Raw genomic sequence first — 25,416 nt, forward strand, 5'->3', positions numbered from 1 at the left:
CAGTGCGTCGACAGCCGACGGATCGGCCCGCCTATTCCTGCCGACGCGTAACGCCACCTTGGGTCCATTCCACCTTAGGCATCCTGTGCAGATATGTTGGCGCGGCCGGTGGCGCCCAGAAAAAGCCCAGCCCTTGACAGGGCTGGGCAAACGACGTTGACGGGAGAGGGCGTCAGTAGTCGTACGACACCGAGAACATGGCATAGCGCGGCTGGGTGAAGTACCGGCCGATGTCATAGGTGTTGGACAGCGTAAAAGTGTCGTCTTCCCAGGTGGAGTCGACCTGCAACGGCTTGCGCTCGTTGAAGATATTGAACGCCTGAAGGGTCATGGCGAGCTTGTTGTCCGCAAAGGCCGGACGGTAGGTCAGGCCGAGGTCCACAATCTTGGTCCAGGGCAGGCGCCCTGCATCGCCGGGACGCGATGGCTGGCCGTTGCAGGTGTGGTACGAGGAGCCATAGCCCACCGGATCGCCGGCATCGGAATCTTCGCTGATGCCGTTGATGCTGACATAGCCCAGGCAGGACTTCGGCGTACCGGACAGCACGCGGATATTGCCTGCGATCAGCCATTCCGGTGCGATCTGGTAGGAGCCGTAGATCTTGATCTGGTGCCGGCGATCGTTGGCCAGGTAGCCGCCCGAATACCACATCAATGCGGCCGCATCCCAATCCTGCGTCTTGGACACATCAGTCTGGCCAATATCGGACTTGACCTGACCTTCGGTATTGCCGAAGTTGCGCGACCAGGTGTAGTCGATGCGGCCTTCCCACTTGCCATCGAAGGGGTGCTGCAGGAAAAGATCCACCGCCAGATAGGTTCGCTTGGCCTTTTTGTCGAAGCCCCAGTCCGAGGGCGACATCGAGACCGAGGTGCGGCCGGAACCGTCCAGGTTGGCCAGGCTGAAAGAGTTGGTTTCGCCTGGATTGAAGATGATGCAGCCGGGCACGTTGACGGTGCTGGGATCCACCCCGATTGCGGTCAATTTGGTGCGCATCCGGTCGGCGTCGCAGACGTCGTCGATGGTGGCGCCCAACGTGCGATAGGTCGCCTTGGCGCCCGTCACCCAGCTTTCGCCAAGCGTCTTGTCGAAGCCAAGCATGAATTCGTCCTGGTACATCGACTTGAGGTCGGATGCGGCGATACCGGCCGCATCCGGCGCCTGACCGCACTCCAGATTGGACGAGACGATATTGCCCGAGCAGGAGAATCCGGCGGAGGGATCGACTGCGACCGGCGTCAGCCCGGTCGGGCTGCCTTGCGCATCGATGCCGGTGTAGGTGAAGTATTCGCGCGTAAACGTGGAAGGCGATGCCCCGCGGATGGCCACGCTATTGGGCAGTGCCAGGTAGTAGCGACCGGCGTTGCCGTACACCTTCAGCGACGAATCGCCGAAGACGTCCCAGCTCAATCCCAGGCGCGGCGCCCACTGGTCGCCACTGGTCACGTAAGGCACACCTGCGTCGTTGAAGTTGGTGAACTTGTCGTTGCGAATACCCAGCGTCAGCAGCAGTTTGTCGTTGACCTGCCACTTGTCTTCGAGGAAGTAGGCTTTCTGCTCGACCGACATGCTGGTCGCCGTGTTAAACACCGTGCGATACGCGTAGTAGCCGTTGCCACCGGCCGGGCCCACGCCGAGCGCAGCACTGATGGGCGAGGTGGGGCGCGAAGAGCGGCCGTAGATCCAGCGGAAGCCGGGGCCGGTGGTGATGACGCCCTCGTTGTTGGCGTTGAAATACATGTTGTCCACGCCTGCGGCGAGGGTGTGGCTGCCGAGCACGTATTCCAGGTCGATGCGCAGGCCACGTGTGGTGTTTTCGCCATCGCGCGCCTGGCTGGAGGTCTGGTTGTTGCGGATCTCGCTGCCACCGGTGATGGCCGGGTCCTGCAGATTGGTATTGGTCAGCAGCGGTGCGGTGCTGGGGTTGTTGCGGAAATCGGTCTGACGGCTCTTGCCATAGGTGGCGCTCAAGGTGAGATCGTCGGTGATGTAGCTGGTGTACTTGCCGATGTAATAGCGGTCGTTGACCTTGACCGTATCGGCGAATGCGCCATTGGCGTCGCCGTTGACGCCCTGGTATCCGTTGAAATCGCTGTAAGCACCGCCATCGCGCGAATTATTCTTGACGCCGGTCAGTTCGAGGATGTTGCTGTCGTTGATGTTCCAGTCGATCTTGGCGTAGACCTTCGGCTCATCGGTGCGGTAGTTGTTGCGGCCGATCACCGGGTCGTCCCTGCGTGCGGTGGACACCCCTTCGGTGCGTTCCTGCTCTGCGGCGACAAAGACGAACAGGCGGTCTTCGATCAACGGGCCGCCGCCATAAACGCTGTAGACCGTATTCCAGAAGGTGTCGTCCTTGCGGCTACGGTAAAGAGTGCCGGGCAGGCTGTCGTCGCTGTATTCATAGCCGGCAGGTGGGGCGGCATCCGGGTAGAGGACATTTTTGTAATCGCTGGACAGCGACTTCGGACGCCACAAGACCTGTGCGCCGAAGTGCCATTCGTTGGTGCCGCGCTTGCCAAGCTGGCTGAGCACGCCGCCTGCCGAGCGGCCGTAACGCGCGCTGTAACCGCCGGTGTAGGTTTCCTGCTGATCAATGGCGCCGAATGGAAGGGTCACGCCCCCGATATTGGAGAGCGGGTTGGAGCTGAGGTAGCCGTTGAGGTAATAGGCGTTCTCCGTGACGCCGGCGCCGCCGAACGAAATTGCATTTCCGAAATAGCCGCTGCCTTGCACGGCACCTGGCGACAACAGCGCGATGGCCTCGCCCGAACGCGCCAGCGGCAAGCGCTGCAATTGTTCGGCGGTGATCACGGTACGCGAGGCGGTGGCAGAGACGTCCACCGGCGAAATGTTCTTGCCAGTCACCGTGATGGTGCCCAGGGTGGCGGTATCGCCGGATCCACCGCTGCTGCCGAAGGACACATCGATGCCGGCACCGACGCGCAGGGCGATGTTACGTCGCGTCTCTGCAGCCTGGCCTTCGCGTTGCAGGGTGACGGTGTAGGTGCCTACCGGGAGATTGCCGATCGCGTAGCGGCCATTGCCGTCGACGGTTGCGGAACGGGTAAAGCCGGTATCGCTCTGCGCGGTAACGGTGGCACCACTGCCTGCCGGCACACTGCCGTAAATGCCGGCAGTGGTGCTTTGCGCAGCGGCAGTTCCCGTGGCCAGAATGCCCACGGCACCACTCAGTGCAAGCGCCAGCACACTGATGCGGCACAGGCGTGCATGCGATGGCGGGCGGGAAGGGAGGGGCGAAACAAGGCGGGCGGTCATCATCTCTCTCCAGATGGGCGCCATCACGAATGTGACGGTGCGCTGACAATCGATGCTAGAGAGAGGCAGAGCTCGCTTAAAGAATAATTTCCTTAAATTTCATGTTTTTTTAAGCACAAAAGCCAATATTTGCCTATTCATAATCTACATTTGTGACTTAGGGCACTTGCAGGTTCCCTGATTTTCACTGCTTAGTCAGATCCGTGTCGCGGGAGGCCGACTGCCAAGCCACACAAACGAAACTGCCCTCCGAAGAGGGCAGTTCGAGCAAAGCCACAACATCCTGGAGCGCGTTGCCAGCCGCCTCAACGCCCCAGTTCGAACGTCACATCCAGGTTGATCGACAGGGTGCTTTCGCCCGGAGACACCGGTGTGTCCATCTCGACCTTGGCCGAGCGCATCGAGGCGGCCATCATCATCGGGCGCACACCGCCGCCACTGCGTCCTTCCGAGATGCTGACGATGCGGCGCACCTTCAGGCCCAGCGACTTGGCGTAGGTGTCGGCGCGGGTCTGGGCCTTTTTCAGTGCGGCCACGCGTGCTTCGTCGTAGACCGGTTCGGGCTGGTCGATCGAGAAACTGGGGCCGTTGATGTCGTTGGCGCCATTGGCGACCAGGGCGTCGAGCACCTTGCCCAGCTTGGCGATGTCGCGCACCTTCAGGCTGACCGTGTTGCTGGCCTGGTAGCCGTTGATCTTCGGCGCCTCGTTTTCCTTGTAGGTGTACTGCGGGCTGAGGTTGATGCCGCTGGTCTGCACGTCCTTGTCGGCGATGCCGGCGGCCTTCACCGCGTTCATGACCTTGCTCATCTGCTCGGCGTTCTGGCGCATCGCGGCGTTGCCGTCGGTAGCCTGGGTGACCACGCCGGCCGACAACGTGGCGATGTCCGGTACGCGCTTGGCTTCGGCCTCGGCCGAGACGTTGAGCAGGGTGCCGTCATTGGGAAGGGCGTAGCTCGGCGCGGGTTGGGCGTGGGCGGTCATGGCGGTTCCGGCAGCGAGGGACAGGGCCAGCAACAACGGCTTGAGGGTGGTACGCATGGGATCTCCTTGTCTGTGCTGCGAGCGTGTTGGGAGGTGGATGAACATGTTGTGAGTCGCGCGTGGCGTGGCGACGACACGCCTGTGCAGAGCAAGCGGGCGAGTACGGGCAACAGGTATGCTGGGCGGATGCTCTATCTCGCCTCCCGTTCGCCCCGTCGACAAGAACTGCTGCAACGTCTGGACGTGCCGTTCCAGACCCTGGAACTGGACGTGCCCGAGCTGCGCACGCCGGGCGAATCGCCCGAGCACTATGTGCAGCGCGTGGCGCTGGACAAGGCGCGTGCCGGTCTGGCGCAGGTGCAGGCCGGCGACCCCGATGCGATCGTGCTGGGCTCCGATACCGAGGTGGTGCTTGGCGAGCGGGTGTTCGGCAAGCCGGCCGATGTAGACGATGCGATCGCCATGCTGCGCGTGTTGTCCGGACGCACCCACCAGGTACTCACGGCGGTGGTTCTAGTCTGCGCACAGCGCGCCCCGGCGCAGGCGCTGGCGGTGTCGGAGGTGACGTTCGACACGCTCGACGACGTGCAGATCGCGGCCTACGCGGCCTGTGGCGAGCCGATGGGCAAGGCCGGCGCGTATGCGATCCAGGGGCGCGCGGAGCGTTTCATCACCCATCTGTCCGGTAGCTATTCCGGCGTGATGGGGTTGCCCTTGTTTCACACCTCGCAGTTGCTCACAGCCTTCGGAGCGCATTGATGTCGGAAGAGATTTTGGTCAACGTCACCCCGCGCGAGACCCGTGTGGCGGTGATCGAGAACGGCATGCTGCAGGAACTGCATATCGAGCGCGGCTGGCGCCGAGGTGTGGTGGGCAATATCTACAAGGGCAAGGTGCAGCGGGTGATGCCGGGCATGCAGGCGGCATTTGTCGAGGTCGGGCTGGAGCGCGCCGCATTCCTGCACGCCAACGACGTGGTGCGCCCGGTGCCGGCACCGGCCAGTGTGGTCGACACCGAAGAAACCCCGCTGCCGCCGCCACCGGCCACCTCGGTTCCCATCGTCGAGCTGTTGCGCGATGGCCAGGACATCGTGGTGCAGGTGGTCAAGGACCCGATCGGCACCAAGGGCGCGCGGCTCACGACCCAGATCAGCATCCCGTCGCGCTACCTGGTGCTGCTGCCGCAGTCCAAGATCGTCGGGGTGTCGGCACGGATCGAGGACGAGGCCGAGCGGCTGCGCCTGAAGACCATCGTCAGCGAGGTCTCTGCCCAGCACGGGGGCTTCGGCTACATCATCCGCACCAACGCCGAAGGTCAGCCGGCCGAGGCGCTGGCCGAAGACATCGCCTACCTGTCGCGGGTCTGGAACGTGGTCGAGCGGCGCGGCCGCGAAGCGCCGCCGTGCAGCATCATCTATGAAGACCTGAGCCTGCCGCTGCGCGCAGTGCGCGACCTGATCCGCAAGGACGTGGAAAAGGTCAAGGTCGACTCCAACGAAACCTTCGTGCAGTTGCAGGCCTTCGTGGCCAAGTACATGCCGGTGCTGGCCGAGCGGCTGGAGCTGTACACCGGCGACCGGCCGATCTTCGACCTGTACGGCGTGGAAGACGAGATCGGCCGCGCGTTGAACAAGCAGGTGCCGCTCAAGTCCGGTGGCTACCTGGTGATCGACCAGACTGAAGCGATGACCACCATCGACGTCAACACCGGTTCGTTCGTGGGGCAGCGCAATCTGGAAGAAACCGTGTTCCGCACAAACCTGGAAGCGGCGCAGGCGGTGGCGCGGCAGCTGCGGCTGCGCAACCTGGGCGGCATCATCATCATCGACTTCATCGACATGGACGATCCCGAGCACCGCCGCCAGGTGCTGCGCACGCTGGAAAAGGCGCTGGCACGCGACCACGCCAAGACCACCGTGTACGAGTTCTCGCCGCTGGGCCTGGTGGAGATGACCCGCAAGCGCACCGTCGAAAGCCTGGAGCGGCAGTTGTCGGAAACCTGCGGGCACTGCGGCGGGCGCGGCACCATCAAGACCGCCGAAACGGTGACCTACGAGATCTTCCGCGAGATCACCCGCGCGGTGCGTCAGTTCGATGCCGCGCGGCTGCTGGTGATCGCCTCGTCCAAGGTGGTGGCGCGCATCACCGACGAGGAGTCGGCGGCGGTGGCCGAGCTCGAAGAATTCCTCGGCAAGAGCATCCGCTTCCAGTCCGACGACCAGTATTTGCAGGAACAGTTCGATGTGGTGCTGCTGTGAGGCCGGGAATCGGGAGTCGGGAATCGGGAATGGTGGTGGAGCTGAGGGCGTTCTGCGGGGTGCTGGTGAGGTCTTTAGAATGGCGGCGCGCGTGGACGAATGATCGTGCGTGTGGCGCGGTTTGTGCTCTTGCGATTCCCCATTCCCCATTTCCCATTCCCCGCCGTTAATGCCGACCCCGCTGCGCCGCCGTCTGCGGCTGTTCCGCCGCTATGCGATCACTGCCGCCGCGCTGGCGGTGGTGGCGGTCGCCTTGCTGGTCGGGGCGGCCAGTCAGGCGTTGCCGCTGGCGGAACAGCATCCGCAGCAGGTTGCCGATTGGTTGAGCCAGCGCGCCGGGCAGGCGATCGCCTTCGATCGGCTGGACACCGAGTGGACACGGCGCGGGCCGCTGCTGCGGCTGGATGGCCTGCGGATCGGCCCGCATGGCGAGGTGCAGGTGGGGCAGGCGGAAATCCTGCTGGCGATGTATGCCGGGCTGTTGCCCGGTCATTCGCTGACCGAAGTGCGTCTGCGCGGGCTGGCGCTGACCCTGCAACGCGGCGACGACGGCGTGTGGTCGGTGCAGGGATTGCCGAGCGGCAAGCGTTCCGATCCGTTGGACGCGCTGCGTCGGCTCGGCGAGATCCAGCTGGCCGAGGCGCGCCTGAAGGTAGACGCGCCATCGATCGGCCTGGACACCACGCTGCCGCGGATCGATCTGCGCCTGCGCGTGAGCGGTTCGACGCTTAAGGTCGGCAGCCGTAGCTGGATCGATCTCAAGCGCGCGCCGCTGACCGCGGTGCTGGAGTTCGACCGCAACAGCGGCGACGGCAGCGCCTATGCGCAGGCCGATCCGGCCGACCTGGCGGCCTGGGCCTCGTTGCTGCAGGTTGGCGGCATGCGCCTGGACGGCGGCGGCGGGCGGCTACAGGCCTGGGCACAGCTGCGCGCGCGCCGGGTGAGCGCTGTGACCGTGGATGCCGATCTCACCCAGCTGCAGTTGTCGGGCACCGCATTGCCGGATGAAACCGTACGCCGCACGCTGCGCTGGGAGCGGCTGCAGGCGCGCGCGCGCTGGCACACCATCGACGGCGGCTGGCGGCTGGATGCGCCGTTGCTGCGGTTGGGTGATGCGGCAAACCTGCAGCGGCTGGATGGGCTAAGCATCGCCGGCGGGCGTCGCTATGCGGTGGCTGCAAAACAGGGCGATGTCTCCGGCCTGATTGCCGCTGCCGCATTGAGCGATCAACTCTCGCCTGCATTGCGCCGCTGGTTGACCCTGTCCAGACCGCAGCTGCGCGTGGCCGATCTGCAGATTGCCGGCGAGCAGGGCGGCGCCGTGCGTGCGCAGGGGCAGATCCAAGAACTCGGGTTCCTGCCGGTGGGCAATGCGCCGGGGATCAGCGGGTTACGCGGACGCATCGACGGCGACGCACAGGGCGGCGAACTGGAAACCGCAGCGGACGCCACGGTGCGCTTCGACTGGCCCACCGGCTTTGGCGTGGTGCATCAGATCCAGCTGGCCGGCAAGATCGTCGGCTGGCGCGAAGGTGCCGGCTGGCAGGTCGCCACCCCGGCCCTGCGCGTGCAGGCCAGCGACTACGGCGCCAACGTGCGCGGCGGGCTGTGGTTCCAGAACGACGGCAGCCGCCCGCGCATGCAACTGGCCGCGCAGCTGGACGATGTGGCGCTGCCGGTGGCGCGCAAGTTCTGGATCCGCTCCAAGATGAGCAAGGCCGCCATCGACTGGCTGGACATGGCCGTGGCTGGCGGCGTGGTCACCGGTGGTACCGGCCTGGTCAGTGGCGATCTGGACGACTGGCCGTTCGACAACAACGATGGGCGCTTCGAGGCGTTCGGGCATATCCGCGATGGCGTGATCCGCTTTCAGCCGGATTGGCCGGCGATGGAGCAGGTGCAGGCCGATCTGAGCTTCATCGGCAACGGCTTCTCGCTGCAGGGCCAGGGCGATCTGGCCGGCACCCCGATCGCGCAACTGGAGGCCGGTATTCCCAGCTTCAAGACTTCCGAGCTCTACGTGCGCGCCTCCACCCAGGCCGACGCGGCACAGCTGCTGGGCATGCTGCGACAGAGTCCGCTGGAGCGCCGTTATGGCGACACCTTGCGCAACCTCACCGTGTCAGGCCCGGCGGCGGTGAGCTTCGACCTGCTGCGCCCGTTGCGGACCAAGGGCGTGGGCGGGCATCTGCAGGGCACGGTTGCGCTGCAGGGCGCAAAGCTGGCCGATGCGCGCTGGAACCTGGCCTTCGACCAGGTCAGCGGGCAGGCCGAGTACCGCGACAGCGGCTTTGCGGCCGAGCAGTTGAGCGTGCAGCATCAGGGGCGCACCGGCGAGCTGGCGCTGCGTGCCGGTGGCTTCGTGCAGGACCCGGCGCAAGCCTTCGAAGCACGCCTGAATGCCACCCTGGACGCCAAGGAGTTGTTCGACCGGGCGCCGCAGATGGAATGGTTACGCCCCTATGTGCATGGCAGCGCGCCATGGCAGGTGGGGGTGGACGTGCCGCTGCCCACGCCGGGCCAGCCAGATGCGCAGGCGCTGCTGACGCTGCGATCGGACCTGGTCGGCACCACGCTGGATCTGCCGGCGCCCCTGGACAAGCCGGCGACCCGTCCGCTGGACACCCAGGTCAAGGTGGCCTTGCCGGTGGGCGATGGCGACATCGATGTGGCCTTTGGCAAGCTGGTGGCGTTGAAGGCCAGTAGCCGTGGCAACCAGACCGGCGTACGCGTGGTCATGGGCACCGACACGGTGACCGAGCGCCCGCCCGCCAATGGACTGGTGGTCACCGGCCGCACCGCCTCACTGGATGCGATCGACTGGATCAGCCTGGCGCGAGGCACCAGCGATGCGGACATGCCGCCGCTGCCGGGCCAGCCGGCACCGCCGAAGAAAGACGCAGTACCGTTGCAGCAGGTGGACGTGCAGGCCGACAAGCTGCTGATGATCGGTGGCGTGTTCCCGCAGACGCGGCTCCGGCTACGCCCGACCCGCGATGCGGTGGCAGTGACCCTGGACGGCCCCTCGCTGGCCGGGCAGCTCACCGTGCCCAATGCCGAGGGCGGCACGGTGCAAGGCAAGCTCAGCACGGTGCGCTGGCAGCCGGTGGCCGATGCGCCGACACCCGCCGCGCCCGAGCCCGGCGACCCGCTGGCCGGTGCCTTGCCGGAACCGGCACGCCGCGCGGTGGCCGAGTTCGACCCGGTCTCGATCCCGCCGCTGGCGCTGGACATCGACGACCTGCGGGTCGGCAAGATGACCCTGGGCGCAGCGATCCTGCGCAGCAGCCGGTTGACCGATGGCATGCAGGTGGATCAGTTGCAGCTGCGCTCGGACGACCAGAGCATCGGCCTGACCGGCGCGTGGCGCGGCAAGGGCGAGGCCGCCAGCACGCGGCTGTCGGCGCGTGTGGACAGCCGCAACCTGGGCAACCTGCTGCAGAACCTCACCCTGGGCGGACAGCTGCGCGGTGGCGAAGGCCAGCTCGAACTCAACGCCGGCTGGCAGGGCTCGCCGACCGGCTTTGCGCTCGGCTCGCTGGACGGCAACCTCAAGGTGGACATCCGCAATGGCCAGTTGCTGGAAGTGGAGCCGGGTGCCGGGCGTGTGCTTGGCCTGCTCAGCGTGGCGCAGCTGCCGCGCCGGCTGATGTTCGACTTCCGCGATTTCTTCTCCAAGGGGCTGGCCTTCAACACGCTGGATGGCGAGGTGCGCTTTGGCGAGGGCTTCGCGCGTACCGATGCCATCCGCATTGCCGGTCCGGCCGCCGATATCGCCATCCGCGGGCAGACCGATCTGCGCGCGCAGACCTTCGACCAGACCGTGGACGTCAACCCCAAGGCCGGCAACCTGCTGACCGTGGTCGGTGCGGTGGCCGGCGGCCCGGTGGGCGCGGCGGTGGGCGCCGCCGCCAATGCGGTGCTCGGCAAGCCGCTGGGTGCAATCGGCGCCAAGACCTATCACGTCACCGGGCCGTGGAAAGACCCGCAGGTGGATGTGGTCGAACGCGAGCGCGAACGCGCGCCGAGCAAGCCGGCGCCCACGGCTACGCCTGCTCCACCAGCGCGCTGACGCCACTTGGCGCGGTGGTGCACTGGGCGTTGACGTCTGACAGGAGTGTTGCTCAGCGATGAGCGGCCTGGCTGCCGAGCCGCCGGCCTGGTTGCCATCAACGGCCGGCCAGTCCGCCAAAGGGCAGGCCGGCGCCCGCTGCTAAGCCTGCTGCACCAACGTGCTGACGTCGCTTGGCACTGTGGTGTACCGCGCGGCGATGGTCGGACAGGCGTGTTCCTCAATAATGCGGAGCCCGGTTGCCGAGCCGCCGGCCTGGTTGCCATCAACGGCCGGCCAGTCCGCCACAGGCCGCTTCGCACGCAGCTCGATGCGCTGCTTGTGTTCAGCCGCCTGCTGCGTCCTCGTCGCTGCCGGCGCGCGTGAACACCGGCAGGCGCAGGCGGGCACGGTGGCCCGGGTGCGGCGGCTGGTCTGCTCCGGTGACCCCGCGGAAATAGCCGCGCTGCCACTTCTCGCGCGCCGCCACCGATTGCGCAGCCGGCAGTTCCTCCAGAAAGCGCGTGCGGCTGTGCGTCCAGTCGGCATGCTGCTGCGCCAGCTGCGGCGCTTCGGATAGCGGCTTCCACTGCGGTTGCACCTGCTCGATCAACTGCCGCTGCAGCGGGAACAGATGGCAGAACGGCTCGCCGGCCGCGAAGCGCACCCGCCCGGGTCGGGTAAACCGCCAGTTCATGGTGAAGGTGGACGGGCTCCAGTCGGTTTCCACCAGGCCGCTCAATGCGCCGATGCCATCCTTGGGCCGGTTCAACGGACCGGTGACGAACAGATCGACCCCGCTGTCGGTGCGGAACAGGCACGGCACATGAAAGGTCAGCACGCCGTAGCCGAAGTGGCTGATCGCCGGCGCCGCAGTGCCGGTATCGGCGCTGATGGCAATGGCGTCCAGGCTATCGCTGCCATCCCACTGCGCCTCGAAGCCGGACTGGCACAGCAGCTCCCAGCCATGCGCATTGGCGATCGCCAACGGCAGGCAGCGGTAGGCATAGCGCTGGTCGGTAGCATCCATCCATCCAGTCGCGCGCGTGCGGGGCAGGGCGGATGTCCAGCGTGTGGCCATCCAGGACGTGGGCGATGAGCTTCATGCGCAGGCGCGGCAAAGGAAACGATGCCGCCATGATAGCGGCGCGCCCGATTCAGCCGGACGACTTGTCTCCCCGGCGCGCGGGCCCCATCCTGATCGCATGACCGATAACGCTCTCACTCTGGCCGAAACCCGGCTGCTGCTTCCTTCCGGCCTGGACGCCGGCCATCTGGACCGCACCTTCGGCGCCCTGCTGGGCCCCGGTATCGACTTCGGCGATCTGTATTTCCAGCATTCGCGGCGCGAGAGCTGGAGCGTGGAAGACGGCATCGTCAAGGACGGCGCGCATTCCATCGAACAAGGCGTGGGCGTGCGCGCGATCTCCGGCGAAAAAACCGGCTTTGCGTACTCCGACGATATCCAGCGTGAAACCCTGCTGGAAGCGGCGCAATCGGCACGCGCCATTTCGCGCGATGGCGGCGCGCACCCCAGCCGCGCGCTGGTGCGTGGCAATGGCCGCGCGCTGTACCCGGCCACCGACCCGGTCGACGACATGGACAGCGCCACCAAGGTGGACCTGCTGCGCCGCATCGACCAGTTCCTGCGCGCCGCCGACCCGCGCGTCAAGCAGGTCATGGTGAGCCTGTCCGGCGGCGTGGACACGGTGCTGATCGCGCGCAGCGATGGCGTGCTGGCGGCCGACGTGCGCCCGCTGGTGCGTCTGAACGTGCAGGTCATCGTCGAGCACGGCGGCCGCCGCGAGTCCGGTTACTCAGGCGGTGGTGGCCGCTATGGCTATGCAGAATTGTTCGCCGATGGCCGCCCCGAAGGTTTTGCGCGCGAGGCGTTGCGCCAGGCGCTGGTCAATCTGGATGCCATCCCCGCACCGGCCGGCGTGATGCCGGTCGTGCTCGGCCCGGGCTGGCCCGGCGTATTGCTGCACGAGGCGGTCGGCCATGGGCTGGAAGGCGATTTCAATCGCAAGGGCACCAGCGTCTACGCCGGGCGCATCGGCGAACGTGTGGCCTCGCCGGGCGTGACCATCGTTGACGACGGCACCCTGGACGGGCGTCGCGGCTCGCTCAATATCGACGACGAAGGCACGCCCAGCCAGTGCACCACCCTGATCGAGGACGGCGTGCTGGTGGGCTATATGCAGGACAGCCACAACGCCCGCCTGATGGGCGTGGCGCCCACCGGCAACGGCCGCCGCGAATCGTTCGCGCACCTGACCATGCCGCGCATGACCAATACCTACATGCGCGCCGGCCAGCACGATCCGGAAGAAATGATCCGCTCGGTCAAGAAGGGCATCTACGCAGTGAACTTCGGCGGCGGCCAGGTCGACATCACCAGCGGCAAGTACGTGTTCTCGGCCACCGAGGCCTACCTGATCGAAGACGGCAAGGTCACCGCGCCGGTGAAGGGCGCCACGCTGATCGGCAACGGCCCGGAAACCATGCAGAAGGTACGCATGATCGGCAACGACCTGGCGCTGGACGAAGGCGTGGGCGTCTGCGGCAAGGATGGCCAGAGCGTGCCGGTCGGCGTGGGCCAGCCATCGTTGCTGATCGACGGCATTACGGTTGGCGGAACGCAGGCCTGAGATGCGGGGAATCGGGAATCGGGAATCGGGAATCGCAACGGCAAGAGCGCCTTTCCGGGTGTTTGGCGTTTGCGGGGCTCCGGTTCGGAGGTGGCGATCCGGTAACCGAGGTTGGACCGTTGCGACGGCGGGTGCGCGACGTCGCCTGTCGGGTGTTTGCGGGTCTTCGGTCCGGATGCAGGCCGTTGAGAGCCGTGCGTCGGGCGGGGCGGAGGCGCGTGCTGCGCGGCTCCGCCTTTGCGCCGGTCAATGCCTAGGTGTCGTCTTCCGGATCCAGATCGTCTTCAAGGTCCGGCTCCTCGCTCTCGATTCCCTGCTCCTGCGACAGCTCGCGCAGCACCTGGAACAGTTCGCGGTAGGCGCGCGGGGGTTTGGTCTTGGCGCGTTCGTGGATCGCGTTGCGTACCAGCTGGCGCAGTTGCTGGCGATCGGCGGCCGGGTAGGCTTCCAGCAGCTCGGCCAGCGCGACGTCGCCTTCGGCGAGCAGACGCTCGCGCCAGCGCTCGACCCGGTGGATCGCCGCCACTTCGCGGCGCGCGGTGTCGCTGTTGGCATCCAGCGCATCGCGGATGGCGGCCAGCGTCTCATCGTCCTCGCGGCGCATGTGCTTGGCCAGAAACGCAAGCTGCCGCTTGTGCGCGATATGCGAGGTGATGCGCTTGCTCTCTTCGATATGCGGTATCAGCGACTCGGGCACCGGCAACTTGGCCAGCTGCGCCGGGGTGAGCGCCACCAGCTTTTCGCCCAGGTCGAAAATTTCCAGCGCCTCGCGCCGCTGCTGGCTGCGGCTGGCGCCACGAAATTCACCGGTCTCTTCATCGCGTCCGCGCATTGCCACTACATCCCGAAACTTGGTTAGTTAAATTTCCGGCCATGAACGGCCGGACTCCGGCGGAAGACTCCGCACCAAATTCAGACGCTGCGGCCAGGGATGGCCGAGCTTTCTGCGGAAGGATCCGCATCCAAATTCAGACAGCCAGGCCATGATGGCAGGGCTTTCGCGGACGGATCCGCATCCAAAGGATAAAGCATTGAACGCACTCTCCTCCGAAACACGTGTCACTGACGACAGCCTGCAGCGCCTGGATGCGCTGACCGACATTTCCCAGCGCCTGCTCGAGCGTGCCCGCGCAGCCGGTGCCACCCAGGCCGAAGTGAGCTGCAGCGAGGAGCGCGGCCTGGATGTGAACGTGCGGCTGGGCGAAGTGGAAACCGTCGAATCCACCCGCGATCGCGGTATCGCGGTGACGGTCTACTTCGGCAAGCGCAAGGGCAGCGCCAGCACCGCCGATCTGCAGGAGTCGAGCCTGGAAGCCACGGTGGCGCAGGCCTGCGCGATCGCGCGCTATACCGAAGACGACGCGGCCGCCGGCTTGGCCGACCCGGAGCTGATGGCGCACACGTTTCCCGAGCTCGACAGCTGGCACCCGTGGGCGCTGGATGCCGACACCGCAGTGGACCTGGCCCTGGCCTGCGAAACCGCCGGACGCGATGCCGATGCGCGCATCAGCAACTCCGACGGCGCCTCGGCCAGCACCGGGCTCAGCCTGTCGGTGTATGCCAATTCGCATGGTTTCGTGGGCCGCGAGCGCGGCACCCATCATTCGATCAGCTGTGCGCTGATCGCCGGGCAGGGCGACGGCATGCAGCGCGATGGCTGGTACAGCAGCGCACTGGCACGCGAAGACCTGGAGGCGCCGGATGCCATCGGCCGGCATGCCGCCGAGCGTACCGTAGCGCGCTTGCAGCCGCGTTCGCTGCCTACCGGCCAGTTGCCGGTGTTGTTCGCCCCGGAAGTGGCGCGCTCGCTGGTTGGCCATCTGCTCGGTGCGGTTTCCGGTGGCGCGTTGTATCGCCGCGCCAGTTTCCTGCTCGACAGCGTTGGAACCCGGCTGTTCCCCGAGTGGTTCAACATCGAAGAGCTGCCGCATCTGCGCCGCGGGTTGCGCTCGGCCGCGTTCGATGGCGAGGGCGTGGCGACGCGGCGCTCGGCCCTGATCACCGACGGCGTGCTGCAGCGCTACGTGCTGGGCAGCTACTCGGCGCGCAAGCTGGGGCTGCAGACCACCGCCAACGCCGGCGGCGTGCACAACCTGCAGGTCAGCGCCAACGCCGGCGACCTGGCATCGATGATTGCCGGCATGTCTAGCGGCCTGCTGGTCACCGAGCTGATGGGCAATGGCGTCAATCCGGTGACCGGCGATTATTCGCGCGGCGCCGGCGGCTTCTGGATCGAGAATGGCGCCATCGCCTATCCGGTGGATGGGCTGACCATCGCCGGCAACCTGCGCGACATGTTTGCCGGCATCGAAGCGGTCGGTAGCGATGTCGACCCGCGCTCGCACGTCAAGATCGGTTCGGTACTGGTGGGCAAGATGACCGTCGCCGGGAACGAATGACCAAAGCCATGCGCTAACGCCGACCCATGACGATGGCGCAGCCAATGTCGGGACCGATAGTCCTGCGTCCATAGATAAAGGGCACTTGCGGCATTTACGCATTTTTCGACGCGGATCGGCCGCTCTTCGCCGCTGGCACGGTGCACCTGCGAGGCTGTGCGCTGTGTTGGCTGGTGCCATGAGTGCTGCCGGGTGATGGCGAAGTGGGGCACGCGGCTGCGCTGCGCGTAACAGGCCTGGCAGGCCAGGCTGCTGGGCATCGGGCTAGCGGTGGTGAGCGCGCTGCAGTTGGCGCCGATGCTGGAGATCGTTGGCGTCGGGCGCTCGGTCCCGCCGATCCTGATCCTGTCCCGATGCTGCTGCCGGTATGGGCGTGCTGCTTGCAACTACTTGCGATTGCAGCAGGTGGCGACATTATCGCTACCCGCTACCCGCTACCCGCTACCCGCTACCCGCTACCCGCTGTCGACGGCCATCTTCCCCGCCTCGCCGCCATCTTGAGCGTGCGGCCGGGGAGTCCGCGTCGCCCTGAACGAGGCGGATGAAGGCGGAGACCATGTCTTCCCACACTGGTGGCTGGCTGAATCGTTGTTATAGTCCGCCGCACCACAATCATGTTTGGGGAGACAGATGAGCGAATTCGATACACACGCCGCACCGCCACCGCCGCCGATCGGCACCAGCACGCCGTCGGAAGAGCGCACCCTCGCGCTGGCCGCACATCTGCTGGGCATCGTGACCTACTTCGTCGGCGCGCTGGTGATCTGGCTGATCAGCAAGGACGCCAGCCCGTCCAAACCGTTTGCCACCGATCAGGCCAAGGAGGCGTTGAACTTCCAGATCACGGTGACCCTGGCCATGATCGTGGCGGTGATCCTGGCCATGGTGTCGTTCGGCATCCTGTTCTTCCTGCCTACCCTGGTATGGATCGGCAGCCTGGTGTTCTGCATCCTGGCCGCAATCAAGGCCAACAACGGCGAGCACTACCGCTATCCGTTCGCCTTGCGCCTGATCAAGTAATCGGCGCGGTGTAGACAGCAAAGGCCCGGCATCGCTGCCGGGCCTTTGTCGTTTCAGGCGATGACGCGATCAGTTCTGCGCCGGGGTGTTTTCGGCAAAGTACTCGTGGCTGTCGGCATTGGTGATCGCCTGAGCCGGATTGCTTTGGGCAAGGCTGCGTGCGCCGGACTGACCATAGACACGATCCTGCGTGCCCGCCACCACGGTGAAGTGGCTGGTTTCATGCACCAGGGTGCCTGCCTTGGAGTCGGTCCCGGTGGTCGACGCGCTCCAGAACGCGTTGCAGACATGGATCTCGTACGGCTGGTTCGGATAGACGTAGGCGAAGGCGTCGGCCAGATCCGCCTCGCAGCTGCAGTTGATCGTCAGCTGCCCGTTGTTCTGATCCAGCGCGTTGTCGATGTTGACGAAGTTCGAGCTGACCCGGCTATAGCGCGAGGCGTTGTACGCACCGAACCAGGTGGTGTAGCGCGCACCGGTGCTGCCGGCGTTGAGGTAGTTGCGCGCGTTCTGCGAGTAATTCCGCGCGGCAGTGACGGCACTGGCGGCCTGGTTGGTGCGGGTGGTGCTGCAGTTGAGATAATTGATGCCGTTGACCACGGCGGTCGGGCCGATCGCCAGCTGGCGCTGGACGCCACGGTTGACGCCGTCCAGCCAGACGGTGAGCGGCGTGCTGGTGGCCACGGCCGGCTCACCGTTGGCGGCCTTCATCAGACTGCCGTCGGATAGCGAGGCGTATTGCAGCACCGAGCGCACCTGGATGGTGTAGTTGCCGCTGGTGGACAGGTCGTACGCGCCGGCCAGATCGACCTCGCCCTTGACGCTCTGGCCCGGCTGCAGAATGGTGAAATCCGCGGCCTTCGGCAGGCCGCGCTTGACCAGGCGTCCGGTGTACTTCACCGGCGCGCCATCACGGCTGACCTCCAGGATGCCGTTGTCCAGCGACTTCAGCGGTAATTGATAGGTCGGCACGCGGGCGATCTTGCTGCCGTTGTTGGTGACCGTGACGGCGATCTTGCCCTGATGCCGGCCGGCCTGGTCGGCCACTGGCGACAGTTCGATGGTCAACGGAACCGGGCCGCGCAGTGATTGCGCCTGCGCCGAACCGAGTACGCCAACAACGGCGAGCGTACCTGCTGCAAACGATGCAAGAAAAACATTCTTCACCAGTGACTCTCCTTGGTCGGGGGATGCCCGCGAGCGCGGGCGATCCAAACCTAGGCAGAGCGAGCGGGCGCGACAAGTCGTTCAATTAGCGATATTTCTGGATGTCGTGCATTGGTTGTACATACCAATACATCACCGATGAAGATAATTCAGCAATAAAGCGTGACGGCCATCATGAAATGCAGTCGGTCGTGTGTTGCCGGCTGACACAAACGCTGATGACCAATGTGCCGTTTTGTGACCAGGCTCGCCTGTTGCCTGAAGGGACCTACGTGTTCGACCGTGCGGTGGCGCACGGAATGCGCAAAGTGTCGTGTAACGCGAACTTGGGGGCATGCGACACACGCTGTGCATGCCCTGGCAGTCTGGCGTTGCCGTGATGTGGCACGGAGCTATGCATTGGATGCCGCCACATGGCATGAGGACCGGGCAACGGCGGACGGCGGACCCAGGTGCGCTCGAGCGTCTGGCGTACCGCGCACGGCGACACTTGCGGCCTTGGACTCCCGGCACGCGCAATCGCGGCCGGAATCAGGCGCTCAACCCGCTTTTGATGCAGCGATGGTCGTCATTGCTGGCCTGTTTGCACGCGTACCCGGGCGGTAGGCGAACGTGGGAGCGGCTGCCGGTGAGTGTGGGAAGGCGGGGAAGCGTGACCGACGAATGCGCGGCGCGGGATCCAGGCAATGGCTGCCCCGCATGGCAGGAACTGGCGTCTCTTCGTCAGTTGCGCATGCAGCGACTCTCAAGCCCTCTGCGCAGCCAACCGACCACAGACTGGCGCAGCCGTGACCCGGAACCGGCGTGTGTCGCCCGGCACTGTGCCCTTGCACCGTCAAGCGCCTGGCAGCCGCTCACGACGCTCGGTCAGTCGCGCCTAATGCGCGCGGTCCACCGCAAACCGGCCCAGGGTCGCCAGGGTTTCACCGGGCGGACCATACGGCTGCAGCACGTCGTGCATGCGTGTCGCCAGCTCGGCCAGCTTCGCCTTGGCACCGTCCATGCCGAGCAAGGCGGGGTAGGTGGATTTGGCTTGCGCGGCGTCCTTGCCGGCGGTCTTGCCCAGCTGCGCCGAGCTCGATTCCACATCCAGGATGTCGTCGCGGACCTGGAACGCCAGCCCCAGCGCCTCGGCAAAGTCGTCCAGGCGCTGCTGGTCGGCCGACGCAGCTGCACCACCGAGGGCGCCCATGCGCACTGCCGCGCGGATCAGTGCGCCGGTCTTGAGCGCATGCATGCGCTGCAGCGCGTGCAGCGATTGCACCTGACCGGTGGCGTCGATATCCAGCGCCTGGCCGCCGCACATGCCGGCGGCGCCCGCGGCGGTGGCCAGGCTCTGCAACCAGCCGACCCGCAGCTCGGCGCTCGCCGGCGCCATGGCCAGCAGTTCGAACGCACGGGCCTGCAGGGCGTCGCCGGCCAGGATCGCGGTGGCTTCGTCGAAGGCGATGTGCACGGTGGGCTGGCCGCGGCGCAAGGCATCGTCGTCCATCGCCGGCAGGTCGTCATGCACCAGCGAATAGGCGTGGATCAGTTCGACCGCCACGGCCGGGGTATCCAATCGCTCTTCTTCGGCGCCAAACAGCGCACCGGTGGCGTACACCAACAGCGGCCGCATGCGCTTGCCGCCGCCCAACACGGCGTGCCGCATCGCCGCGTGCAGACGCTGCGTTGCCAGCGTGGCGCTGGGCAGGGCGGCATCGAGGCTGCGTTCGGTGCGAGCGATCCAGTGGTCGAACACGCTGGAACTCACCTCAGCCGCCGTCCTGTGCGGGCGGTTCGAAGGCTTCGGCGAGCTCGGGGCGGGCCGGGTCGGTCAGCAGGCGCACGCGCAGTTCGGCATGTTCCAGCGCCTGTTGGCAATCGCGATACAAGCCGATGCCGCGTTCGTAGGCGCTGAGCGACTGCTCCAGGCTCAGGTCGCCGACCTCCATTTTCTGCACCAGTTGCTCGAGTTCTTCCAGCGACTGTTCAAAGCGGGCAACCGGGGATGTTTCGTTCAAGGACTTCTTGGCCATCGTGGAAGTGTGCGGGGCGCAGCCAGGGCGGTCAATTCGCCTGGCTGCTTGCCTGCCAGTGCAGGCTGGCGTGATTGGCCTGCAACCAGGCATGCAGGGGGGCCGAGACGATGCGATCGCCGGCGGCCAGCACCTGCTCCCCGTCGCACAGGATGGGCAGGCGGTCGCGCTCCCACGGCGGCAGGTCCAAGGTCTGCAGCAGGTGCTTGAGCCGATGCGAGTGACTGCGCTGCGGCAGCACGATGCGCTCGCCGCCGTGACGTGCACGCACCAGCAACGGGTGGGCGAAGTGCAGCTGTTGCGGCGCGTGCAGGGCCAGCTTTGCACCATCGGGCAGCTGCAAGGGCTGGGCGCCGTCCCAGTGCGCGGACCACGCCGCCGGCCAGGCTGCGGTGGTGCGGAGCAGATACAGGCGCTGGCGCCAGCGTCGCACCTGGGCCTGCTGCCAGGCGAAGCAGGCCTGCCGGTCGGACGCGGGGATGTCGATCTCCCGCAGCAACGCTGCCACACCCTGCGCGGGAAGCGGTGGTGCATGCGCTGCGTTCACCCAGGCGCGCAGCAGGCGTGGCTGTCGTGCGGTGGGCTGCGCCGCGAGCAACTGCAGATCCAGCGCGCCACGTCGGGTGAGCAGGGCGGGCAGCAGCGCCAGATCGTCGTGCAGCAGCAGGTCGCCGGCGTCGGCGCTCAGCTGCGCGCTGCGTGCCAGGGCCTCGCTGGCCTGCGGCCACCGGTGCTGCAGCAACGGCAGGATGTGGGTGCGCAGGAAATTGCGGTCGTAACGCGGATCGGCGTTGCTGGAATCGTCGATCCACTGCAGGCCATGCGCATGTGCGTAGGTCTGCAGCTGGTCGCGTGCGTGCGCCAGCAACGGGCGCCACAAGGTACCGGCGGCGAATGGCCGCTGCACGCGCATGGCCGCCAGCCCATCCGGGCCGGAGGCACGCAGGGCGCGCAGCAGGAACGTCTCGGCCTGATCGTCGCGATGATGCGCCAGTGCCAGCCATTCGCCGCTGGCGAGCACGTCAGCGAAGGCGGCGTGGCGCGCCTGGCGGGCAGCCGCTTCCAGCCCCAGGCCGCTGTCGCGTGCAACCTGCACATGCACGGTCTGCAGCGGGACACCCAATGCCTCGCAGGTCTGCCGGCAGTGCGCCGCCCAGGCATCGGCATCGGCATGCAGGCCATGGTGCACGTGCAACGCGCGCAGGCCGTGGTCGCGATATGCCTGCGTGGCAGCCAGGGCATGCAGCAACACCGTCGAGTCCATGCCGCCGCTGTAGGCGATCAGCACCGGGCCCGGTGGTGTGGCAGGCAGCAAGGGCAGCGTGGCAGTCATCGAGGCCTCACCGATCCACAATGATCCAATGGCGCAGTCAACGCGCTGCGGTCAGGCGATTGCATGCATCCTGCGCGCTGGCCGGCGTGCATCCGCGGTGCCAAGGCGTGCGTCGGTGGCGCGCTGGCGACTACCCGCAACCCTGCATCGCCACGCCCATCGTGCCTTCCAGTCCACCGTCGCACCCCTGCCTGCATCTCAGCGCCTGTCCGCCGCCTCGAACGTGGCCGGCTTGGGCAGTTGTACCGGGACGCCGGCGGCATCGCAGGTGCCGGCCTTGCACAGGCGCTCGCGTAGCCGCGGGGTGGCCTGCACGATCACATGGTAGATGACGTTTTCTTCCAGCGTGCCGCGGAACGCCGCGCTGCCCGGGCCGGTGGCCCAGATGCCGACATCTTCGCCGCCGTGGGTTTCAGACTTGGTCGGCACCAGCGCTTCCTGCATGTAGCCGGGCGCTTCGGTATCGACGTGGGTCAGGTCCGGGCGGCCCGCGGCCGGCTCGCTGCTGCTGGGCTCATGCGGAAATTTCTTGCTGCCGGCCGGCTGGGCGTTGCTGGCACCGGTGTAGCCCGGACCGTTGGCGTAGCTGAGCGTGGTGTAGGGCTGGCCGGCCATGTCGGTGGCCAGCTGGGTGCGGTCGCCTTCCTCGCCGCCGGTGCCACGCACCTTGCCCAGGATCGGATTGCCGCGCACCGGATAACCGACGAAGTTGAGCGTGTGCGAATGGTCGGCGGTGACGATGATCAGCGTGTCCGGTGGTGCGGTCTGCACGGCAGTGCGTACCGCATCGGACAGCGACACCGTTTCGTCCAGCGCGCGATACGCATTGCCGGCATGGTTGGCGTGGTCGATGCGGCCGCCCTCGACCATCAGTACGAAGCCATTCGGGTCGCGCGACAGCGACTGGATCGCGGTGCGGGTCATTTCGGTCAGGCTGGGCTCGCCCTGCGGGCTGCGGTTGCGGTCGTGGTCGAACTGCATGTGATCCGGCTCGAACAGGCCCAGCAGCGCGGGTGCGCCGGCGGCCGCCTGCAACTGCTGTTCGTTCCACACATAGGCGCCCTGCGGGTGCGCCTGTTTCCATTCGGCGACCAGATCGCGCCCGTCCAGGCGCAGCCCGACCTTGTCGTCGTACTCCGGGTCGCGCTCCTGCACGGTCTGGAACTGGCTGCGGCCGCCGCCGAGCACTACCTGCGGGCCACGGCCGTAGCGGGCGGTGGACAGCAACTGCTGGGCGATGTCCTGACAGCCGGCAGCGCGCGCGGCCTCGGGCAGGTCGGTGTCGTTTTCCCAGTTGCGCTCCGGCGAATGCGCGTAGGTGGCCGCGGGGGTGGCGTGGGTGATGCGGGTGGTGGTGACGATACCGGTCGCCATGCCGGCGCTGTCGGCCAGCTGCAGCCAACTCAGCAGGCCCTTGTTCAAGCTGTCGGCACAGTCGCTGCGGCTGCCGCTGCTGACGCCGATCGCGCCCATGTGCGACTTCACGCCAGTCGTAATGGAGGTCATGGTGCCGGCCGAATCGGGGGTCTGCGAATCGGTGTTGTAGGTCTTGCTGAAGGCGGTGGCGGGGAACTGTTCCCACGACAATAGGTTTTCTTCGCCCGGGCCGCCCTTGCGCTGGCCATCCAGGATGCGCGCGGCGGCCACGGTGGTCAGGCTCATGCCATCGCCCAGGAACAGGATCACGTTGCGCGCCTTGCCGGCCATGGCGCCATTGCCGGCCGCACGCGCCGCCCCGGAGCGGTACCACCACTGCGGGGTCTCGCCGGCCGGATGCGTCACCGGCGGTACGTCCACCTTGACCGCAGCAGGTGCAGAGGCGGTGGTGCCGGAGGTGGAGGCGCAGGCGGCCACGCACAGCGTGGTCAGGGCGGCGAGGGCAGGCAGGCGATAACGCATCGGGTTCGAACTCGTGGCTGAATCAGTGCCCATTATGCCGGCCGGCGTCCGTCGCACAGATGACACGCCGCTGTTCCAGTCGTGGCCTCGCGGGTCACGCGCCCCTGCGCTAAGGTGCATGCACTCTCCCCCCGGATGATTCGACGACATGAGACTGGTTGCGGCCTGGTTGCGCATTCCGTTCTGGCAGCGCGTGGTGGCCGGCTTCGTCCTGGGCGCGCTGGCTGGCTGGGCCATGGGGCCGGCGGCCGAGGTGTGGTTCGGTCCACTGGGCGATCTGTACGTCACCCTGATCAAGATGATCGCCGTGCCGCTGGTGTTCTTCGCGGTGATCAATGCGATCTCCTCGCTGCACGGGCAGAAGTCGGTGGCTGCACTGGGCGGGCGCACCTTCCTGTGGTTCGTGATCACCGCGGCCTTGGCCGTCGGCGTGGGGCTGGCGGTGGGCACGCTGCTGCAGCCGGGCGCCGGCCACTTCAATCTGAGCGTGGACTCCAGCTGGAAGCCGCGCGATGTGCCCAGCCCGATCAAGGTGCTGCTGGACGTGGTGCCGTCCAATCCGTTCTATGCACTGACCGGCATCGGCACCAAGACCAACGCGGCCGGTGAAACCGTGCTGGCGGCCGGGCGCGGCTCGATCCTGCCGGTGATCTTCTTTGCCGCCTTGCTCGGCTTTGCGATGGTCAAGCTCGGCGAGCGCGTGGCCGATGCACGCAAGCTCACCGCGCAGATGAGCGACATCATGATCCAGGTCACGCGCTTCGTGCTGGAGATGACCCCGCTCGGCACCTTCGGCCTGATCGCCGGCCTGGTCGGCAGCTACGGCTTCCAGAAGCTGCTGCCATTCGGCAGTTTCGTGCTGGCGCTATACCTGGCCTGCGCCATCCACATCGTGGTGGTCTACAGCAGCCTGTTGCTGGTGCATGGGCTGAACCCGTGGAAGTTTTTCCGCGGCGCCGCGCCGGGCATGCAGGTGGCGTTCGTCAGTTCGTCGAGCTTTGCCGCGATGCCGGTGGCGATGCGTTCGATCACGCATAACCTGGGCGTGAGCAAGGACTACGCGGCCTTTGCGGTGCCGCTGGGCGCCAGCATCAAGATGGATGGCTGCGGTGCGATCTTCCCGGCGTTGTGCGCGGTGTTCATCGCGCAATACACCGGCGTGCCGTTGACTGCCAACCAGTATTTCGTGGTGCTGATCGCCTCGGTGCTGGGCAGCTTCGGCACCGCCGGCGTGCCGGGCACGGCGGTGATCATGGCCACGGTGGTGCTGAGCGCGGCCAATCTGCCGCTGGAAGTGATCGGGTATCTGTATGCCATCGATCGCGTGCTCGACATGATGCGTACCATGACCAATGTGACCGGGCAGATGCTGGTGCCGGTGCTGGTGGCCAAGGAAACCGGCCTGCTGGACAAGACCGTGTACGACGCCGCGTCCACCAATGTCGGGCTGGAAGATCCGCCGGCAGACAGCGCCAAGCCGCTTCGCTGAGCGCGGCCGATGACGGTTGGACTTCCTGTGTTGCGCGAGCGCCTGGCGCAATTGACCGAGCTGGAGACCGTCGACGGCGTGTTCGTGCAGCGCAGTCTGGCCGCGGATCCGTTCGAGGATCGCTACCTGCAGGTACGGCGGCAGGAAGGCCGGGTATATACCGATGCCCAGGTCCGCAGCCTGCCGCATCCTGGCGGCACGTTGGGCGCCAGCCTCGAATGGCAGGTGCGCGCGCTGTCCAGCGCGTTGCTGGTGCACCACCTGCGCACGCGGGCGGGCGAGGGCGCCATTCTGGAACTGGGCTGCGGCAACGGCTGGCTGTCGCAGCTGCTGGCACAGGCGCTGCAACGCGATGTCTGCGGCATCGACGTCAACCGCACCGAACTTGCCCAGGCCGCACGCGTGTTCTGCCACGAGCAACGCATCAGTTTCGTCGCCGCCGATATCCAGACCGTGGCGCTGCCACGCGATGTGTTCGATGTCATCGTGGTGCCGGCCTGCATCCAGTATTTTCAGGATCCGGCCGCCTTGGTACGCCATCTGCTGGCCCAGCTACGCGATGACGGCGAACTGCATATTCTCGACAGTCCCTTGTATGCGGACCGGCAACGCGCCGCCGAAAGCGCCGCGCGCAGCCTGCGTTATTTCACCGGGCTGGGCGTGCCGGCGTTGGCCGAGCAGTATCACCAGCACACCTATGCCATCTTCGACCCGTTCCAGGTGCACTGGTTATTCGATCCGCGCCGGCCCGCCGCGCGACTTGGGCGACTGCTCAGACGGCGACAGCCGCACTTTCCCTGGCTGTGTCTTCGCAAGCAGGACAATCAGGAACGGTTAGCTCGCTGATCGCGGCGGTCGCACCCTGACC

Annotated in this window: 16 protein-coding genes and 1 pseudogene; 8 read left to right on the forward strand and 9 right to left on the reverse strand. The window is 66.5% G+C overall.

The features are described 5' to 3' along the window. Window positions 1-172: 172 nt before the first annotated feature. Both A7D17_RS06105 and A7D17_RS06110 read right to left on the reverse strand, forming a co-directional pair. Window positions 173-3,280 (reverse strand): TonB-dependent receptor domain-containing protein, encoded by a 3,108-nt coding sequence (locus A7D17_RS06105; RefSeq protein ID WP_064508310.1) that lies wholly within the window; start codon window positions 3,278-3,280, stop codon window positions 173-175. A 305-nt stretch (window positions 3,281-3,585) separates the two neighbouring features. After that, complete coding sequence (locus tag A7D17_RS06110; protein ID WP_064508281.1) at window positions 3,586-4,320, reverse strand: SIMPL domain-containing protein; 735 nt, start codon at window positions 4,318-4,320, stop codon at window positions 3,586-3,588. A 129-nt stretch (window positions 4,321-4,449) separates the two neighbouring features. Between A7D17_RS06110 and A7D17_RS06115 the strand changes: the two genes are divergently transcribed. The 3 genes from A7D17_RS06115 (at window position 4,450) to A7D17_RS06125 (ending at window position 10,593) form a co-directional block, all read left to right on the forward strand. Further along, the gene (locus A7D17_RS06115) at window positions 4,450-5,022 is read left to right on the forward strand and encodes a Maf-like protein (protein WP_064508282.1); all 573 of its coding nucleotides are present in this window, start codon (window positions 4,450-4,452) and stop codon (window positions 5,020-5,022) included. After that, window positions 5,022-6,521, forward strand: a complete 1,500-nt coding sequence (gene rng, locus A7D17_RS06120) for a ribonuclease G (protein WP_064508283.1) — start codon at window positions 5,022-5,024, stop codon at window positions 6,519-6,521. The genes A7D17_RS06115 and rng overlap by 1 nt, the downstream gene beginning before the upstream one ends. A gap of 169 nt (window positions 6,522-6,690) precedes the next feature. Next, window positions 6,691-10,593, forward strand: coding sequence for a YhdP family protein (locus A7D17_RS06125; RefSeq protein ID WP_064508284.1), 3,903 nt, complete (start codon window positions 6,691-6,693; stop codon window positions 10,591-10,593). Between the two features lie 325 nt (window positions 10,594-10,918). Here the strand turns inward: A7D17_RS06125 and A7D17_RS06130 are convergent. Then, window positions 10,919-11,678 (reverse strand): annotated as a pseudogene (locus A7D17_RS06130) (DUF6065 family protein). Window positions 11,679-11,777: 99 nt separating this feature from the next. On the opposite strand from A7D17_RS06130, the gene tldD reads away from it, so the two are divergent. Continuing rightward, complete coding sequence (tldD, locus tag A7D17_RS06135; RefSeq protein ID WP_064508285.1) at window positions 11,778-13,223, forward strand: metalloprotease TldD; 1,446 nt, start codon at window positions 11,778-11,780, stop codon at window positions 13,221-13,223. Between the two features lie 253 nt (window positions 13,224-13,476). Here tldD and yjgA read toward each other — a convergent pair whose 3' ends face one another. Beyond that, window positions 13,477-14,055, reverse strand: a complete 579-nt coding sequence (gene yjgA / locus A7D17_RS06140) for a ribosome biogenesis factor YjgA (RefSeq protein WP_064508286.1) — start codon at window positions 14,053-14,055, stop codon at window positions 13,477-13,479. 199 nt (window positions 14,056-14,254) lie between these two features. Between yjgA and pmbA the strand changes: the two genes are divergently transcribed. Continuing rightward, entirely contained in the window at window positions 14,255-15,622 is a 1,368-nt protein-coding gene (gene pmbA, locus A7D17_RS06145; protein ID WP_064508287.1) for a metalloprotease PmbA, read from the forward strand. A gap of 630 nt (window positions 15,623-16,252) precedes the next feature. Further along, the gene (locus tag A7D17_RS06150; protein ID WP_064508288.1) at window positions 16,253-16,642 is read left to right on the forward strand and encodes a DUF4870 domain-containing protein; all 390 of its coding nucleotides are present in this window, start codon (window positions 16,253-16,255) and stop codon (window positions 16,640-16,642) included. Between the two features lie 69 nt (window positions 16,643-16,711). Here A7D17_RS06150 and A7D17_RS06155 read toward each other — a convergent pair whose 3' ends face one another. From A7D17_RS06155 to A7D17_RS06175, 5 genes are all read right to left on the reverse strand, one after another. Further along, the gene (locus tag A7D17_RS06155; RefSeq protein WP_064508289.1) at window positions 16,712-17,809 is read right to left on the reverse strand and encodes a M35 family metalloendopeptidase; all 1,098 of its coding nucleotides are present in this window, start codon (window positions 17,807-17,809) and stop codon (window positions 16,712-16,714) included. 877 nt (window positions 17,810-18,686) lie between these two features. After that, entirely contained in the window at window positions 18,687-19,562 is an 876-nt protein-coding gene (locus A7D17_RS06160) for a polyprenyl synthetase family protein (protein WP_064508290.1), read from the reverse strand. 1 nt (window position 19,563) lies between these two features. After that, window positions 19,564-19,827 carry an exodeoxyribonuclease VII small subunit gene (locus A7D17_RS06165; RefSeq protein ID WP_064508291.1) on the reverse strand — a complete coding sequence of 88 codons (264 nt, stop codon included), beginning with the start codon at window positions 19,825-19,827 and terminating at the stop codon, window positions 19,564-19,566. A 31-nt stretch (window positions 19,828-19,858) separates the two neighbouring features. Beyond that, entirely contained in the window at window positions 19,859-21,160 is a 1,302-nt protein-coding gene (gene tilS / locus A7D17_RS06170) for a tRNA lysidine(34) synthetase TilS (RefSeq protein WP_064508292.1), read from the reverse strand. A gap of 198 nt (window positions 21,161-21,358) precedes the next feature. Next, window positions 21,359-23,092: an alkaline phosphatase gene (locus A7D17_RS06175; RefSeq protein ID WP_064508293.1), complete on the reverse strand. Its 1,734-nt coding sequence runs from the start codon at window positions 23,090-23,092 to the stop codon at window positions 21,359-21,361. Window positions 23,093-23,207: 115 nt separating this feature from the next. Between A7D17_RS06175 and A7D17_RS06180 the strand changes: the two genes are divergently transcribed. Both A7D17_RS06180 and A7D17_RS06185 read left to right on the forward strand, forming a co-directional pair. Then, window positions 23,208-24,548 (forward strand): dicarboxylate/amino acid:cation symporter, encoded by a 1,341-nt coding sequence (locus tag A7D17_RS06180; protein ID WP_064508294.1) that lies wholly within the window; start codon window positions 23,208-23,210, stop codon window positions 24,546-24,548. 9 nt (window positions 24,549-24,557) lie between these two features. After that, on the forward strand, window positions 24,558-25,394 hold the full coding sequence (locus tag A7D17_RS06185) for a class I SAM-dependent methyltransferase (protein ID WP_064508295.1): 837 nt from the start codon (window positions 24,558-24,560) through the stop codon (window positions 25,392-25,394). Window positions 25,395-25,416: the final 22 nt, after the last annotated feature.

The sequence above is a fragment of the Xanthomonas floridensis genome, assembly GCF_001642575.1.
In the GTDB taxonomy this organism is placed as follows: Bacteria; Pseudomonadota; Gammaproteobacteria; order Xanthomonadales; family Xanthomonadaceae; genus Xanthomonas; species Xanthomonas floridensis.